Source organism: Leisingera sp. SA215 (assembly GCF_055902035.1).
Map to the genome: position 1 here is coordinate 778,993 of NZ_JBVVXU010000001.1, position 13,997 is coordinate 792,989.

Below are 13,997 nucleotides of genomic sequence, written 5' to 3' on the forward strand. Positions count from 1 at the left end.
CTGCCCCGGACCCCGGAGTATTTTCTCAAAGGTGAAAGAGCGGCGGTCTGAAGCAGGCCTGCGGGGCTACTCCGCTGCTTGCGCGGCCAGTTCCGCTTCAATTTCCAAGGCCTTTTTCTCGACCTCTTCAACGATGTGGTCGACCATCTGCGCGTTGGACATCTTGTGGCTGGCCTTGCCCGCCAGATAGACCATGCCGGACCCCGCGCCGCCGCCGGTAAAGCCGACATCGGTCATCAGCGCTTCACCCGGACCATTCACCACACAGCCGATGATTGAAAGGCTCATCGGCGTGTGGATATGGGCGAGGCGTTCCTCCAGCGTTTCGACCGTCCTGATCACGTCAAACCCCTGGCGCGCGCAGCTGGGGCAGGAGATGATATTGACGCCGCGGTGGCGCAGGCCGAGGGATTTGAGGATCTCAAAGCCCACTTTCACTTCCTCGACCGGATCGGCCGAGAGGCTGACGCGCAGGGTGTCGCCAATGCCCATCCACAACAGCTGGCCCAGGCCGATGGCCGATTTGATGGTGCCGGAGACAAAGCCGCCCGCCTCGGTGATGCCGAGGTGGATCGGCGCGTCGGTGGCGTCGGCCAGCTGCTGATAGGCGGCGGCGGACATGAACACATCCGAGGCTTTCACCGAGATCTTGAATTCATGGAAATCATGGTCCTGCAGGATGCGGATGTGATCGAGGCCGCTTTCCACCATCGCTTCCGGGCAGGGCTCGCCGTATTTGTCCAGCAGGTGCTTTTCCAGGCTGCCGGCGTTCACCCCGATGCGGATCGAGCAGTTGTGATCGCGCGCCGCCCGGATCACCTCGGCCACGCGTTTTTCATCGCCGATGTTGCCCGGATTGATGCGCAGGCAGGCCGCCCCCGCCTCCGCAGCCTCAATCCCGCGTTTGTAGTGGAAATGAATGTCGGCAACGATCGGCACCGGGCTTTCGCGCACAATCTCCTTCAGCGCCTTGGAAGACGCCTCGTCCGGGACCGAGACCCGCACCAGGTCCGCTCCTGCCTCTGCCGCGGCCTGGATCTGGGCGACGGTTCCGGCCACATCAGTGGTCAGCGTGTTGGTCATTGTCTGCACCGCTATCGGGGCATCGCCGCCGACGGGGACATTGCCGACATGGATCTGGCGGCTTTTGCGGCGCTCGATATGGCGCCAGGGGCGGATGTGGTTCATCGACATGAGGAATGCGTCCCGGCTGGATCCTGTTAGCAGCTAGATACGGGCTGAGAGGCGGCGCTGCAATGGCAGCCCGCCCATTCCGGCAGGATTCGCCGGGCACAATAGCGGGAACAGTTATTCGGCGGGCTGGTCCGCCTGCAGCTCGGCGACCAGGGTTGCCAGCGCTTCGTTGCGGCCATCGGCCAGATCAGCCAGCGCAAACCGGCCGGTGATCGCCTCCATCGACAGGTCGATATTCTTGGACACCTGGCCGCGTTCGCCCACCGGTCCGAAATGTTCGCCGTTCACCGCAAAATAGATCGCGCTGCTTTCACCAGTGCGCAGGCGCGGAGCATCTTCGGTCGATGGCACCTCGAACCGCTGGCCCGCGTCCATGATGGTTTCCAGGATCACGCTGCCGTCTGCCGCGGTGACCTGCACCCAGGACGGGCGCACTGCAACCATTTCAACGGTCGGTTCAACCTCCGCCACCACCTGCGGCACCTGCTGCAGCGGGCCTCCGCCCTCATACGGCAGGCTGGCTTCGGCAAAGGCCAGCGCAGGCGCTTCAGGTGAAGCAAAGTTGCCCAGGGTGGACGGATCCAGGGTCGCAATCGGTGCATCGCGCGCCACCAGCACCGGCACATCCAGCGCCTGCGGACGGTAGAGCCGGTCCAGCGCCTCGGCTGCCGGATCGCGGGCGCCTTCGGCAACCGCCAGCACCGCGCTGTTGAGCGGGTCAAGATCAGCCAGCACCGCCGGGGTCTGATCCACTGGAGCGAACTGCACCTGCTGCACCTCTTTCAGGACTGCCCAGCCGCCATAGGTTATGCCGCCGATCAGTGCTGTCAGCACCATCAGCGAGCCGACAGCCCGCGGTTCGATCTGGCTGAGCAAGCTGCTGGGGGCCGGAACAAACGGGGTGCTGGACGCGCCGAAGGCATCGCCGCCCAGCCCGGTGGACGCTGCCGCCGGGCCAGCACCGGCCGGGCTTCGGCTGGAGGCCTTGGCAGACATGCCGTGGGCCACGGTAAAGCCGCTTTCGCGGCAGAAGTCCTGAAAGGCGGCTTCTGCGTCCATGTTCAGATAGCGCGCATAAGAACGCACATACCCGGCGATGAAGCCGGGCGTGTCAAAGGCAGAAGGATCTGAATTCTCAATCGCGGCGATGTAGGAAGCCTTGATCCGCAGCTCGCGCTGGACATCCAGCAACGACTTGCCCATCGTTGCCCGTTCACCGCGCATCACGTCGCCGAGCTTCAGTTCGAAATCGTCGAACCCCTTCGGTTCTGCCGTTCCGCCATGCTCTTCTTGCTTGCGCTGGGTGAAGCGCCCGATCATGCCTGATGTCCCATTTCTGCCTGCCGCAATCTGTTCAGGGCGGTGAAGGAATCACAGTTGCGACTCAGGCCCGCTCATTGATTGACAACAGCGTAACACAGCAAAGGTAAATTTACACTGATCAGTAGGTTACCCGGCAAGTTCGGCACGATTCAGCGCACAATGCGACCACAATGAGTCCATTGCCTGGACCAGCGCGTCGATTTCCTTGGGGCCGTGCACCGGCGACGGGGTAAAGCGCAGACGCTCGGTGCCGCGCGGCACGGTGGGGAAGTTGATCGGCTGCACGTAGATGCCGTAATCCTCCAGCAGGTGGTCCGACAGCACCTTGGTGTGGACCGGATTGCCGACGATCACCGGCACGATGTGGCTGCCATGGTCGATGATCGGCAGGCCGAGGCCCTTGAGCCGCAGTTTCAACACCTTGGCCTGGTCCTGTTGCTTGTCGCGCAGGTTCTGCGCGCCTTTCAGATAAGCAACCGAGGCCGCCGCCCCGGCCGCCACGGCAGGCGCCAGCGAGGTGGTGAAGATGAAACCCGGCGCATAAGAGCGGATCGCGTCGCACATTCTGGCCGAGGCCGCGATATAGCCGCCCATCACCCCGAAGGCCTTGGCAAGCGTGCCATTGATGATGTCGATGCGGTGGGCCAGGCGGTCGCGCTCGGTGACGCCGCCGCCGCGGGGGCCATACATGCCGACCGCATGCACCTCGTCGATATAGGTCAGCGCGCCGAATTCGTCAGCCAGGTCGCAGATTTCCGCGACCGGGCCGAAATCCCCATCCATCGAGTAGACCGATTCAAAGGCAATCAGCTTTGGCGCCTTGGGGTCGTCCGCTTCCAGCAGTTCGCGCAGATGCGCCAGGTCGTTGTGCCGGAAGATGCGCTTGGCACCGCCGTTGCGGCGCACGCCTTCGATCATCGAAGCATGGTTCAACGCGTCGGAATAGATGATCAGCCCCGGGAACAACTTGTGCAGCGTGCTCAGCGTGGCATCATTGGCGATATAGGCCGAGGTGAACAGCAGCGATGCTTCCTTGCCGTGCAGATCGGCAAGCTCCGCCTCCAGCTGCTTGTGATACACCGTGGTGCCCGAGATATTGCGGGTGCCGCCGGAGCCTGCGCCGGTGGAATCGATCGCATCGTGCATTGCCTCCAGCACAACCGGATGCTGACCCATGCCCAGATAGTCATTGCCGCACCAGACGGTGATGTCCTGTTCGCTGCCGTCCGGGCGGGTCCAGACCGCATGCGGGAAATGCCCCTTCTTGCGCTCGATATCGATGAAGGTCCGGTAACGGCCCTCGTCGTGAAGGCTGGCAATCGCTGCATCCAGTTTCGCGGTATAATCCACCGGCATCTCCATGGCTTCTGGCGGCCCCGGGGGCACGCGGGCTGTGTAAAAAGGGCACGGCCTTCCGGCGATGCGGCCACATTCACGGTCCGGAATGAATACCGCAGGCACCCCCTTCGATCAACTGCATACGCGCAGCCGTTGGTGCGCAACATTGATGCAGGTCCAATAAAACTTAAACAGGGCGGCGGCAAGAACGCCTGCGCCAAATCGCCCCCCATTTGCGGCGCATTTGCTGCCTTTCCGGCCGCAAATGTGCAGGATCGGAAACCTGCCGCCCCGGAAAAAACAAGCGGAATCCCTCCCTTCCCCCACTGGCCCCCGTTCCGGGCCGCTGTTAGGGTCCGCGGCAAATTGCCCGCAACCGGACACGCAGGAGAATGAAAAATGGCACTGAATGATGTTCTGGACCGGATCGACACAGAGCTGGACGCCGCCACCGAACGGCTGATGGACCTGCTGCGGATCCAGTCGATTTCCACCGATCCTGCCTTCAAGGCGGACTGTGATAAAGCCGCCGGCTGGCTGGTCGCGGACCTCAATGCCATCGGCATCGCGGCGGAAAAGCGCGAAACGCCGGGTCATCCGATGGTGGTGGGCCATGTCGGTGAGGAAAACGCGGACGCGCCGCATGTGCTGTTCTACGGCCACTATGATGTGCAGCCGGTGGATCCGCTGGAGCTGTGGAACACGCCGCCGTTCGAGCCGCAGCTGGAGGAAACCCCGAACGGCACCGTGATCCGCGGCCGCGGCGCCTCCGACGACAAGGGCCAGCTAATGACCTTTGTCGAGGCCTGCCGCGCCTGGAAAGCGGTCAACGGCTCGCTGCCCTGCCGCATCACCTTCTTCTTTGAAGGCGAGGAGGAATCCGGCTCGCCCTCGCTGATCCCCTTCATGGAGGCCAACGCGGAAGAGCTGAAAGCCGACCTCGCGCTGATCTGCGACACCTCGATGGTGTCGCGCGGGGTGCCGTCGATCTCCTCGCAGCTGCGCGGCATGCTGAAGGACGAATTCACTATCACCGGCCCGCGCATCGACCTGCACTCCGGCCACTATGGCGGCCCCGGCCTGAATCCGCTGCGGGTGCTCTCGGAAGTGGTCGCCTCCTTCTATGACACTGAGACCGGCCGCGTTGCCGTCGACGGCTTTTACGAAGGTGTGCATGAGGTGCCGGAAGACCAGCTGCGCCAATGGCAGAACTGCGGCTTTGACGAGGGTGAGTATCTGAACTCAGTCGGCTACTCTCAGCCGCACGGCGAAAAGGCCTATTCCACCCTGGAACAGCAATGGGCCCGCCCGACGCTGGAGGTGAACGGCCTCTGGGGCGGCTACAACGGGGCCGGCTCCAAAACCGTGATCCCGTCGGAAGCGCATTGCAAGATCACCTGCCGCCTGGTCGGCGACATGGATCCCGACGCGCTGCGCACGAAGATCCGCAAACACGTCGAGGACCGCCTGCCGGTGGACGCCTCGGTGCGCTGGGACAATGATCTGGAAGGCTCGCCCGCCGCAGTGATGAACATCGCCCGCCCCGAGTTCGAAGCCGCCCGCACAGCCCTGTCGGACGAGTGGCAGCGTGAGGCGGTCTTCTGCGGCATGGGCGGCTCGATCCCGATTGCCGGCTTCTTCACGTCGATCCTGGGCATGGACGCGATGCTGATCGGCTTTGCCAATGACGACGACGCGATCCATTCGCCGAACGAGAAATACGACCTGAAGAGCTTCCACAAGGGCATCCGCTCCTGGGCCCGTGTCCTGGACGCCCTGGCGCCATGACGGAACAGAAAGCGGCCGAAGGCCCGCATCTGGCCGACATTCTCGCCTTGGAAACCAAGGTCTGGGAGGCGCTTGTCTCTGGCGATCCCGAGGCGGATGGCCGACTGCTGTCGGAGGACTTCCTTGGCGTCTATCCCAGCGGCTTTTCAGACAAGGCAGGCCATTGCGGGCAACTGAAAGACGGGCCGCTGATGGCGCGATACCGGCTGAGTGATGCGCAACTGCGCATCATTTCAGCGCGCGCTGCACTGCTGTCCTACCGCGCGCGGTACTGCCCTGCGGGCAGCGGCCATTGGCAGGTCATGCTGATCTCCTCGCTTTGGGAGCAGCGTGCCGCAGGCTGGATCAACACATTCAGCCAGGACACTCCGGAAACCGGAGCGTGACCTGCAGACCGGCTGCGTCTTTTTATAGCGGCGAGGAAGAAAGTGGCGCGGTTGACGGGGCTCGAACCCGCGACCCCCGGCGTGACAGGCCGGTACTCTAACCAGCTGAGCTACAACCGCGCGTTTGCCTTTCGGCGGCCGTTTCCGGCCATTGTTCCCCTCCGGGGCGGACCCTGTGATGCCAGGGCGGCAGGCGAAAGTGGCGCGGTTGACGGGGCTCGAACCCGCGACCCCCGGCGTGACAGGCCGGTACTCTAACCAACTGAGCTACAACCGCATTTTCGCCTTGCGGCGGACCGTTTCCAGTCCAGTTCCCCTCCGGGGCGGATCCTGTTTTACCCCAGGACAGGGTGCAGCGGTGGCGCGGTTGACGGGGCTCGAACCCGCGACCCCCGGCGTGACAGGCCGGTACTCTAACCAACTGAGCTACAACCGCCCGCTGCACGTTCAGCATCGCTGCTGAATGTTGGGCTGTAATATTCCCAGCCCCCTGCACCGTCAAGCAGTGTTTTGCCTTTTTCGGGACTTTCCCCGAAAAAAATGGCCGCAGCCCGGCAACTCTTTGAAACAGATGGAAAAAACGCGATTCTGACACGCCAATCGGCATCTTGGACCGGTCAAACTGCAAGGTGGGGATGGTGGGTCGTGAGAGGCTCGAACTCCCGACATCTTCGGTGTAAACGAAGCGCTCTACCAACTGAGCTAACGACCCGGTAGGCGGGGATTTAGACAATGCCGCCGGGCAGCGCAAGAGGAAAACGAAGATTTTTTCACCCGGCGCGCAGGATCATTCCAAAACGGTTTCCGCCCCGTTTTCCAGCACATAAACGCACCCCTGCCCGTTCGGCAGCGCCGCCATCCTGTCACGCGGCAGGCCGCAGACGATACCGCGCATCACCTGCCCCAAAAGACCATGCGCCACCACCACGGACGGCCCGGTCAGCGACTGCATGAAGTCCAGAATGCGGCCATGAAAACTTGCATAGCCCTCGCCGCCCGGCGCTGCGCAGAACAGGTCCAGGTTGCGCGGGTTGGCGCCATGGATCTGCGGATACCGCTGCGCGACATCCTGCAGCGTCAGGCCCTGAAACACACCGGCATCGGCCTCCGCCAGGCGCGGGTCGGTCACAAACGGCGCCCCCCTCAAAGCGATATCCGCGGTCTGCTGGGCGCGGCCCAGCGGGGAGGCAAAGCAGGCCGGTTTCCGCGCCAGCACCGGGGCGATCAGTCCGGCCTGCCGGCGGGCGTGTTCAATGCCCAGCGGTGTCAGCGGTGATTCCAGCTGCCCCTGAATACGGCGTTCTGCATTCCACTTGGTCTGCCCGTGCCGCAGCAGCCAGATTTTCGGAAATTGCATCGCATGCCCCCTGCCCGGTCCTATCGCCAAAGTGGTAGCGGCAAGGCGGGGGCAACGGAACCCCGGAAACAAGAAAAGGCGCTCAACCGGGTCCGGGAGCGCCTTTCAGAAAGAATGGTGGGTGATAAGAGATTTGAACTCCTGACATCTTCGATGTGAACGAAGCGCTCTACCACTGAGCTAATCACCCGTGAGGCAGGCTTTTACCCGTCCGATGCGGCCTCTGCAAGAGGGTCATTGGAAGAATTTCCGGCTTCTCCGGAATTTTCTGCCACCGCGTTCTTTGGGACCGCAGGCTGGCGCAGCTTGCACACGAATACTTTGCCGTTGCTGCGCTCCTGGCTGCGGTTGATGCGCAGTTTCCCGAACGGTTTGAGGTTCAGCTCACGGCCTTCGGCCACGGCCTCGCCCAGCAGCGCCAGAACCGCTTCCACCACCGGCTTTGCGTCCTTCTTCTTAACGCCCGAGCGTTCAACCGCCTGTTCCACCAGTTCCTTCTTGCTCAGCGCCGGTGCGGCGACAACCGGTGAAGCCGCTGCAACAAGAACCTGCTCCGGCGCGGCTGGCGCTTCGGTGGGTGATTTCACCGCCGGCGGCGTGCCCGTCTCAGGTTTCGCAACCGGCGTCCCGGCGGTGGACGCTGACGCCGTCCCGGCCTTCCGGACAGGCGCCTTGCCCGCGCCGGATGTGCTGCTTTTGCTGGTTTCTCGTGCCATTTTGCGCCCCGTAATCCTGTTTTCCGCCCGGCATCGGATTCTAAGCTGCCACGCGCTGTTGCAGGCGGCAGCCAGGCGTGCGGGCCTGCTCTGTCTCTGCAGGCTAACACATGCAGCCCCCCGGGGTGAACCGGTTAGCAGGCCGGCAGGGCATCGCGCTGAATCATGGTGCGCAGGGTGAAGCTGGAGCGGGTGTTGCGAATGCCCGGCACCCGCATCAGCCGGTCCTCCAGAAACCGGTCGAAATCCGGCAGATCCTCGGCCACCACCCGCAGCAGAATGTCGCGGGTGCCAGTCATCAAATAGCACTCCATCACCTGATCGAACTGGCGCACCGCATTCTCAAAGGCCTGCAGGGCGCCGGTGGATTGCCGTTCCAGCTCCACCGCCACAAAGATCGTGACCGGCAGCCCCAGCTTGGCCTGATCGACCCGCGCGGAATAGCCGCTGATCACGCCGCTGTCCTCCAGATTGGCCACCCGGCGCGCGCAGGGTGTTGCCGACAGCCCGACTTTCTCCGACAGTTCGGAGATCTTCAGCCGCCCGTTGCGCTGAAGCGCGGCCACAATCTTGCGATCAATTGAATCCATGGTGTTTTCCTCTAAGGAAGGCGCATTCCGCAGAGCATACCACCAAACCTCACCGCCCCGGCAGGCCTTTTTGGTGAAAACCGGCGCCCGCGCCCTGGTATTATTCAGGAAAGTTTTGGAGGAGCAATCCAGATGACAGTGACCGCCGTTGCATCGACCACCCATGAAGAGATCTACCGCGTCGAGGAGGCCTCCGCGGGGCTGCTTGGCTTCATCGCCATCCACTCTACCCGGCTGGGGCCCGCAGCCGGCGGCTTGCGGATGCGCCCCTATGCCAGCGAGGAGGAAGCGCTGACCGACGTAAAGCGGCTCAGCGAAGGCATGACCTACAAGAACGCCGCGGCGGGGCTGGCACTGGGCGGCGGCAAGGCGGTGATCATCGGCGATCCGGCCCGGGACAAGTCGCCGGACCTGCTGCGCGCCTTTGCCCGCGCCATCGAGGGGCTTGACGGGCGTTATATCACTGCCGAGGACATGGGGATGAGCCCGGCGGACATGGCGATCCTGGCGGAAGAAACCCGGTTTGCAGCCGGCCTTGCCGATGGCGCGTTCGCCAGCGGCGATCCTTCTCCGATCACCGCCCGCGGCATTTTCAACGCGATTTGCACCAGCCGCGCCCACAAGCACGGCAGCCGGGATCTGGGTGGCGTGACTGTTGCGGTGCAGGGTCTGGGCCATGTCGGCTGGTATCTCTGCCAGTTCCTGCACGCGGCCGGCGCCAAGCTGGTTGTCACCGACATCGACGCCGCCCGAGTGGAGCAGGCCATTGAAGCGTTCGGCGCCCGGGCCATGCCGCTCGGGGAAATCTACAGCGCCAAGGCCGACGTCTTTGCCCCCTGCGCCATCGGCGGCATCCTCAATAGCCAGACCATTCCGCAGCTGAAGGCGGAGATTGTTGCAGGCGGCGCCAACAACCAGCTGGCCACCGGGGCAGACGCCGCAGCGCTGCACGCGCGCGGCATCCTTTATGCGCCCGATTTTGTGGCCAATGGCGGCGGCATCATCAACGTTGCAACCGAAATCCTGCGGATCGGGGACCGCAAGGGATTCGTCGCAGAAAAGCTTCAGGCGCTGGACGAGACGATGGCCTCGATCCTGATCCAGGCGGAAGCAGCTGATGTCAGCCCGGCTGAGATGGCCATTGCCACGGTGCAGGCCAAGATGGCCGGTTCCAGCAAAGCCGCCTGACCGCTTTGCCAACGGCCGCCGCGGCGCACTCCCGCAGCCGCGCGGACACCGGCCTGCGGCCAGTCTCCTGACGGATTTTGGGCCCGGCGGCCTGCCCCATCGGGGCAGGCCGCGCGCCGCACCCCCGGTGCGGCGCCCCGCCCAACCGCAGCTGAGGCGCAACAGCGCATCCCGCAGCGGGCGGGAGCACGCCGGCCGGGATATGTCGGGACGATGGCGGAGCAAGACAGGCTGAGACCAGGAATACATGCCCCGCCAAGAAGGGCCGGAACGGAAGAGCAAACTGAAAAGGGCGGCCCCGCGGGACCGCCCTTTCTTTTTCCATCAGCCGCAGACCGTGATCAGTGGGCGGTGGCGCCCGCCCCGTCTTCGGAGCCTTTCAGGGCCGCCTTGGCGGCAGCGGCCTCCTCGGCTTCCTGGTCCCATTCAATCGGCTCCGGCTGCGACACCAGCGCGTGCTTCAGAACCTCGGACACATGCGACACCGGGATGATCTTCAGCCCCTCTTTCACGTTGTCCGGGATCTCCGGCAGATCCTTTTCGTTTTCTTGCGGGATCAGCACGGTCTTGATACCGCCGCGCAGGGCCGCCAGCAGTTTTTCCTTAAGCCCGCCAATGGCGCTTGCATTGCCGCGCAGGGTGACCTCGCCGGTCATGGCGATATCCTTGCGCACCGGGATGCCGGTCAGCACCGACACAATCGCGGTAACCATCGCCAGGCCTGCGCTTGGGCCATCCTTCGGCGTCGCGCCGTCGGGCACGTGCACATGGATGTCCAGCTTGTCGAACTGCGGCGGCTTGACGCCGATCTGCGGGCTGATCGAGCGGACATAAGACGACGCCGCCTCGATCGATTCCTTCATCACCTCGCCCAGCTTGCCGGTGGTTTTCATCCGCCCTTTGCCCGGCAGCCGCAGCGCCTCGATCGACAGCAGCTCGCCGCCGACCGACGTATAGGCAAGACCGGTGACCACACCAACCTGATCTTCCATCTCGGCCAGCCCGTAACGGAATTTCTTGACGCCCAGGAAATCATCCAGATTGTCCGCCGTGACAGTCACGCTGGCGGCCTCTTTCTTGATGATCTTGGTCAGCGATTTGCGCGCCACTTTGGCGATCTCGCGTTCCAGGTTCCGCACGCCGGCCTCGCGGGTGTAGGTGCGGATCATCTCGGTCACCGCATCCTCGGTCAGCTCGAACTCCTTGGCTTTCAGGCCGTGGTTCTTCACCTGCTTGGAAATCAGGTGCTGCTTGGCGATCTCGCGCTTTTCATCCTCGGTATAGCCCGACAGCGGAATGATCTCCATCCGGTCCAGCAGCGGCCCGGGCATGTTATAGCTGTTCGACGTGGTCAGGAACATCACGTTCGAGAGGTCGTATTCCACCTCCAGATAGTGATCCATAAAGGTGTTGTTCTGTTCCGGATCCAGCACCTCCAGCATGGCGCTTGCCGGGTCGCCGCGGAAATCCTGGCCCATCTTGTCGATCTCATCGAGCAGGATCAGCGGGTTGGTGGTTTTCGCCTTCTTCAGCGCCTGGATAATCTTGCCCGGCATCGAACCGATATAGGTCCGGCGGTGGCCGCGGATCTCGGACTCGTCGCGCACGCCGCCCAGGGAGATGCGAATGAACTCGCGCCCCGTCGCCTTGGCAACCGATTTGCCCAAGCTGGTTTTACCCACGCCCGGCGGGCCGACCAGGCACAGGATCGGCCCCTTCAGCTTGACCGAGCGCTGCTGCACCGCCAGATATTCGACAATCCGCTCCTTGACCTTTTCCAGGCCATAGTGATCCGCGTCCAGGACCTCCTGCGCCTTGTTCAGGTCTTTCTTGACGCGGGACTTGTTGCCCCACGGGATCGACAGCATCCAGTCCAGGTAATTGCGCACCACCGTGGCTTCGGCGGACATCGGCGACATGTTCTTGAGCTTCTTCAGCTCGGCATCCGCCTTTTCACGCGCCTCTTTCGACAGTTTGGTGGCAGCGATCTTCTCTTCCAGCTCGGCAATCTCGCCTGCGCCTTCCTCGCCGTCGCCCAGCTCCCTCTGAATGGCCTTCATCTGCTCATTCAGATAATACTCGCGCTGGGTCTTCTCCATCTGCGATTTGACGCGGGTCTTGATCTTCTTCTCGACCTGCAGGACCGACATCTCGCCCTGCATCAGGCCATAGACCTTCTCCAGCCGTTCACTGACCGAGAGCGTCTCCAAGAGTTCCTGCTTGCGGTCCACTTCAATGCCCAGATGACCCGCCACCAGATCCGCCAGCTTGGCAGGTTCCGCGGTCTCGCCGACGGCGGAAAGCGCCTCTTCGGGGATGTTCTTGCGGACCTTGGCATAGCGTTCGAATTCGTCGCCCACGGTGCGCACCAGCGCCTCGGTGGTGGTGACATCGCCGGGCATTTCCGGCAGTTCTTCAGCCTTGGCTTCGAAGAAATTGTCGTTTTCAAGGAATTCGGTGATCTTCACCCGCGCCTGCCCCTCGACCAGCACCTTGACGGTGCCGTCGGGCAGTTTCAGCAGCTGCAGCACATTGGCCAGCACGCCCACGGTGTAGATGCTATCGGTTTCGGGATCGTCCTCGGAGGGGTCGATCTGGCTGGACAGCAGGATCTGCTTGTCATCCGCCATCACCTCTTCCAGGGCGCGCACCGATTTTTCCCGGCCCACGAACAGCGGCACGATCATGTGGGGGAACACCACGATGTCGCGCAGCGGCAGGACTGGGTAGGAGGAATTGAGTGGCTCTTGCATACTCGGTCCTTTGGTTTGGCAAGACGGCCCGGCCCCGGTCTCGGCAGCGCTTGGCCCGTCTCCTCATTGGATGTCTTTATCTGGGGGGAAGGTTAACACTTTTCAACCAGCCCGCCGCAAGGTCGCGCCCACATTGCCCGCAGCGCGCCGGGACCACAAGGGCGCAAATGGGTAAAGGGTGAGCAAAGACCTAACAGGCCCGCGCACCCACCCCGCCCCGGTGCCTGCCAGGAGCCTTCCCAAGCAGGCAGCTTTTTTCAGAATGCCGCGCACCGGTCAGGCTGCGCGCTCTTCTTTCAGCGCCGGGTAGTCGGTGAAGCCTTCTTCGCCGCCGCCATAGTAGGTCTCCGGGTTGCCAGTGTTCAGCGGCGCCTGCGCCTGCAGGCGTTCCGCCAGATCGGGGTTGGCAATATAGAGGCGGCCGAAGGCCACCATATCCGCCGCCCCCGAGGCAACACGCGCCATTGCGCTGTCGCGATCATAGCCATTGTTGGCCATGTAAGGCCCGCTCCAAAGCTTGCGCAGCGTCTCGTAATCGCCCGCACGCGGGCTGCCCGCCTCGCCTTCGACCATATGGAGATAGGCCAGGCCATAGCCGTTCAGCCGCTCGATGATGGGAGAAAAATGGCCGGTCGGATCACTGTCGGAAACCCCATTGAAATCCGAGAACGGCGACAGCCGCAGGCCGATCCTGTCTGCATCCCAAACGCTCAGCAGCCCGTCGAGCACCTCGAACAGAATGCGGGCGCGGTTTTCGGCCGAACCGCCATAGGCGTCGGTGCGGGTATTGACGCCATCCTTCAGGAACTGCTCCAGCAGATAGCCATTGGCGCCATGCAGCTCGACCCCGTCGAAACCTGCGTCTCTGGCGCATTTGGCGGCATGCACATAGTCCCCCACCAGCCGCTGGATATCCTCCGCCGTCATCGCTTTCGGCGTCGAGGTCGGCTCGAATCCGTTGCGGGTGAAGGTCTGCGCCTCTGCGGCCTCCGCAACCGACGACACGGGCAGCACGCCTTCGGGCAGCAGCGAGTCATGGGTGATGCGGCCGACGTGCCACAGCTGCACGGCGATCCTGCCGCCTTTGGCATGCACCGCATCGGTGACCTTGCGCCAGGCGGCAACCTGTCCGGGGGTGTGGATGCCGGGGGTCTGGATATAGCCCTTGCCCTCGGCGCTGATCTGGGTGCCTTCAGTGATGATCAGCCCGGCACCGGCCCGCTGGGCGTAATACTCGATGTGGAGGTCCAGCACCTCGCCAGTGTCATCATCGGCCCGGTTGCGGGTCAAGGGCGCCATCACGACGCGGTTTTTCAGGTCGATGGCGCCAGCCGAATGGGGGGAAAACAGATCGTGGCTCACGG

At 63.4% G+C, this 13,997-nt stretch carries 11 protein-coding genes and 5 tRNA genes; 3 read left to right on the top strand and 13 right to left on the bottom strand.

Going from position 1 to position 13,997, the window contains the following annotated elements; translation table 11 throughout:
- Nucleotides 1–66 precede the first annotated feature (66 nt).
- The 3 genes from ispG to hemA form a co-directional block, all read right to left on the bottom strand.
- Nucleotides 67–1,194, bottom strand: a complete 1,128-nt coding sequence (gene ispG, locus AC0KW6_RS03720; protein WP_323782614.1) for a flavodoxin-dependent (E)-4-hydroxy-3-methylbut-2-enyl-diphosphate synthase — start codon at nt 1,192–1,194, stop codon at nt 67–69.
- 114 nt (nt 1,195–1,308) lie between these two features.
- Nucleotides 1,309–2,514, bottom strand: coding sequence for a helix-turn-helix domain-containing protein (locus AC0KW6_RS03725; protein WP_474034114.1), 1,206 nt, complete (start codon nt 2,512–2,514; stop codon nt 1,309–1,311).
- Nucleotides 2,515–2,643: 129 nt separating this feature from the next.
- Nucleotides 2,644–3,879 carry a 5-aminolevulinate synthase gene (gene hemA / locus AC0KW6_RS03730; protein ID WP_474034115.1) on the bottom strand — a complete coding sequence of 412 codons (1,236 nt, stop codon included), beginning with the start codon at nt 3,877–3,879 and terminating at the stop codon, nt 2,644–2,646.
- Nucleotides 3,880–4,254: 375 nt separating this feature from the next.
- Here hemA and AC0KW6_RS03735 point away from each other — a divergent pair, with 375 nt between their 5' ends.
- Nucleotides 4,255–5,643, top strand: a complete 1,389-nt coding sequence (locus AC0KW6_RS03735; RefSeq protein WP_474034117.1) for a M20/M25/M40 family metallo-hydrolase — start codon at nt 4,255–4,257, stop codon at nt 5,641–5,643.
- Nucleotides 5,640–6,029, top strand: a complete 390-nt coding sequence (locus AC0KW6_RS03740; protein WP_474034119.1) for a DUF4440 domain-containing protein — start codon at nt 5,640–5,642, stop codon at nt 6,027–6,029. Before AC0KW6_RS03735 ends, AC0KW6_RS03740 begins: the two co-directional genes overlap by 4 nt.
- Before the next feature lie 43 nt (nt 6,030–6,072).
- Here AC0KW6_RS03740 and AC0KW6_RS03745 read toward each other — a convergent pair.
- From AC0KW6_RS03745 to AC0KW6_RS03780, 8 genes are all read right to left on the bottom strand, one after another.
- Nucleotides 6,073–6,149: transfer RNA gene (locus tag AC0KW6_RS03745), tRNA-Asp, on the bottom strand.
- An 80-nt stretch (nt 6,150–6,229) separates the two neighbouring features.
- Nucleotides 6,230–6,306 (bottom strand) — tRNA-Asp (locus AC0KW6_RS03750).
- Between the two features lie 82 nt (nt 6,307–6,388).
- Nucleotides 6,389–6,465 (bottom strand) — tRNA-Asp (locus AC0KW6_RS03755).
- A 200-nt stretch (nt 6,466–6,665) separates the two neighbouring features.
- Nucleotides 6,666–6,741: transfer RNA gene (locus AC0KW6_RS03760), tRNA-Val, on the bottom strand.
- Between the two features lie 75 nt (nt 6,742–6,816).
- Entirely contained in the window at nt 6,817–7,386 is a 570-nt protein-coding gene (locus AC0KW6_RS03765; RefSeq protein ID WP_474034120.1) for a histidine phosphatase family protein, read from the bottom strand.
- A gap of 115 nt (nt 7,387–7,501) precedes the next feature.
- A tRNA-Val gene (locus AC0KW6_RS03770) sits at nt 7,502–7,576 on the bottom strand.
- 13 nt (nt 7,577–7,589) lie between these two features.
- Nucleotides 7,590–7,973 carry an HU family DNA-binding protein gene (locus AC0KW6_RS03775; RefSeq protein WP_474034122.1) on the bottom strand — a complete coding sequence of 128 codons (384 nt, stop codon included), beginning with the start codon at nt 7,971–7,973 and terminating at the stop codon, nt 7,590–7,592.
- 263 nt (nt 7,974–8,236) lie between these two features.
- A complete protein-coding gene (locus AC0KW6_RS03780; RefSeq protein ID WP_024090553.1) occupies nt 8,237–8,692 on the bottom strand; it encodes an Lrp/AsnC family transcriptional regulator in 456 nt (151 codons plus the stop codon).
- Nucleotides 8,693–8,824: 132 nt separating this feature from the next.
- Here AC0KW6_RS03780 and AC0KW6_RS03785 point away from each other — a divergent pair, with 132 nt between their 5' ends.
- Complete coding sequence (locus tag AC0KW6_RS03785) at nt 8,825–9,880, top strand: Leu/Phe/Val dehydrogenase (protein WP_474034124.1); 1,056 nt, start codon at nt 8,825–8,827, stop codon at nt 9,878–9,880.
- A 341-nt stretch (nt 9,881–10,221) separates the two neighbouring features.
- Here the strand turns inward: AC0KW6_RS03785 and lon are convergent, their stop codons facing one another.
- Both lon and AC0KW6_RS03795 read right to left on the bottom strand, forming a co-directional pair.
- Nucleotides 10,222–12,633 carry an endopeptidase La gene (lon, locus tag AC0KW6_RS03790; RefSeq protein WP_474034125.1) on the bottom strand — a complete coding sequence of 804 codons (2,412 nt, stop codon included), beginning with the start codon at nt 12,631–12,633 and terminating at the stop codon, nt 10,222–10,224.
- Between the two features lie 276 nt (nt 12,634–12,909).
- Nucleotides 12,910–13,995 (bottom strand): alkene reductase, encoded by a 1,086-nt coding sequence (locus AC0KW6_RS03795; protein WP_474034126.1) that lies wholly within the window; start codon nt 13,993–13,995, stop codon nt 12,910–12,912.
- Between the last annotated feature and the right edge of the window lie 2 nt (nt 13,996–13,997).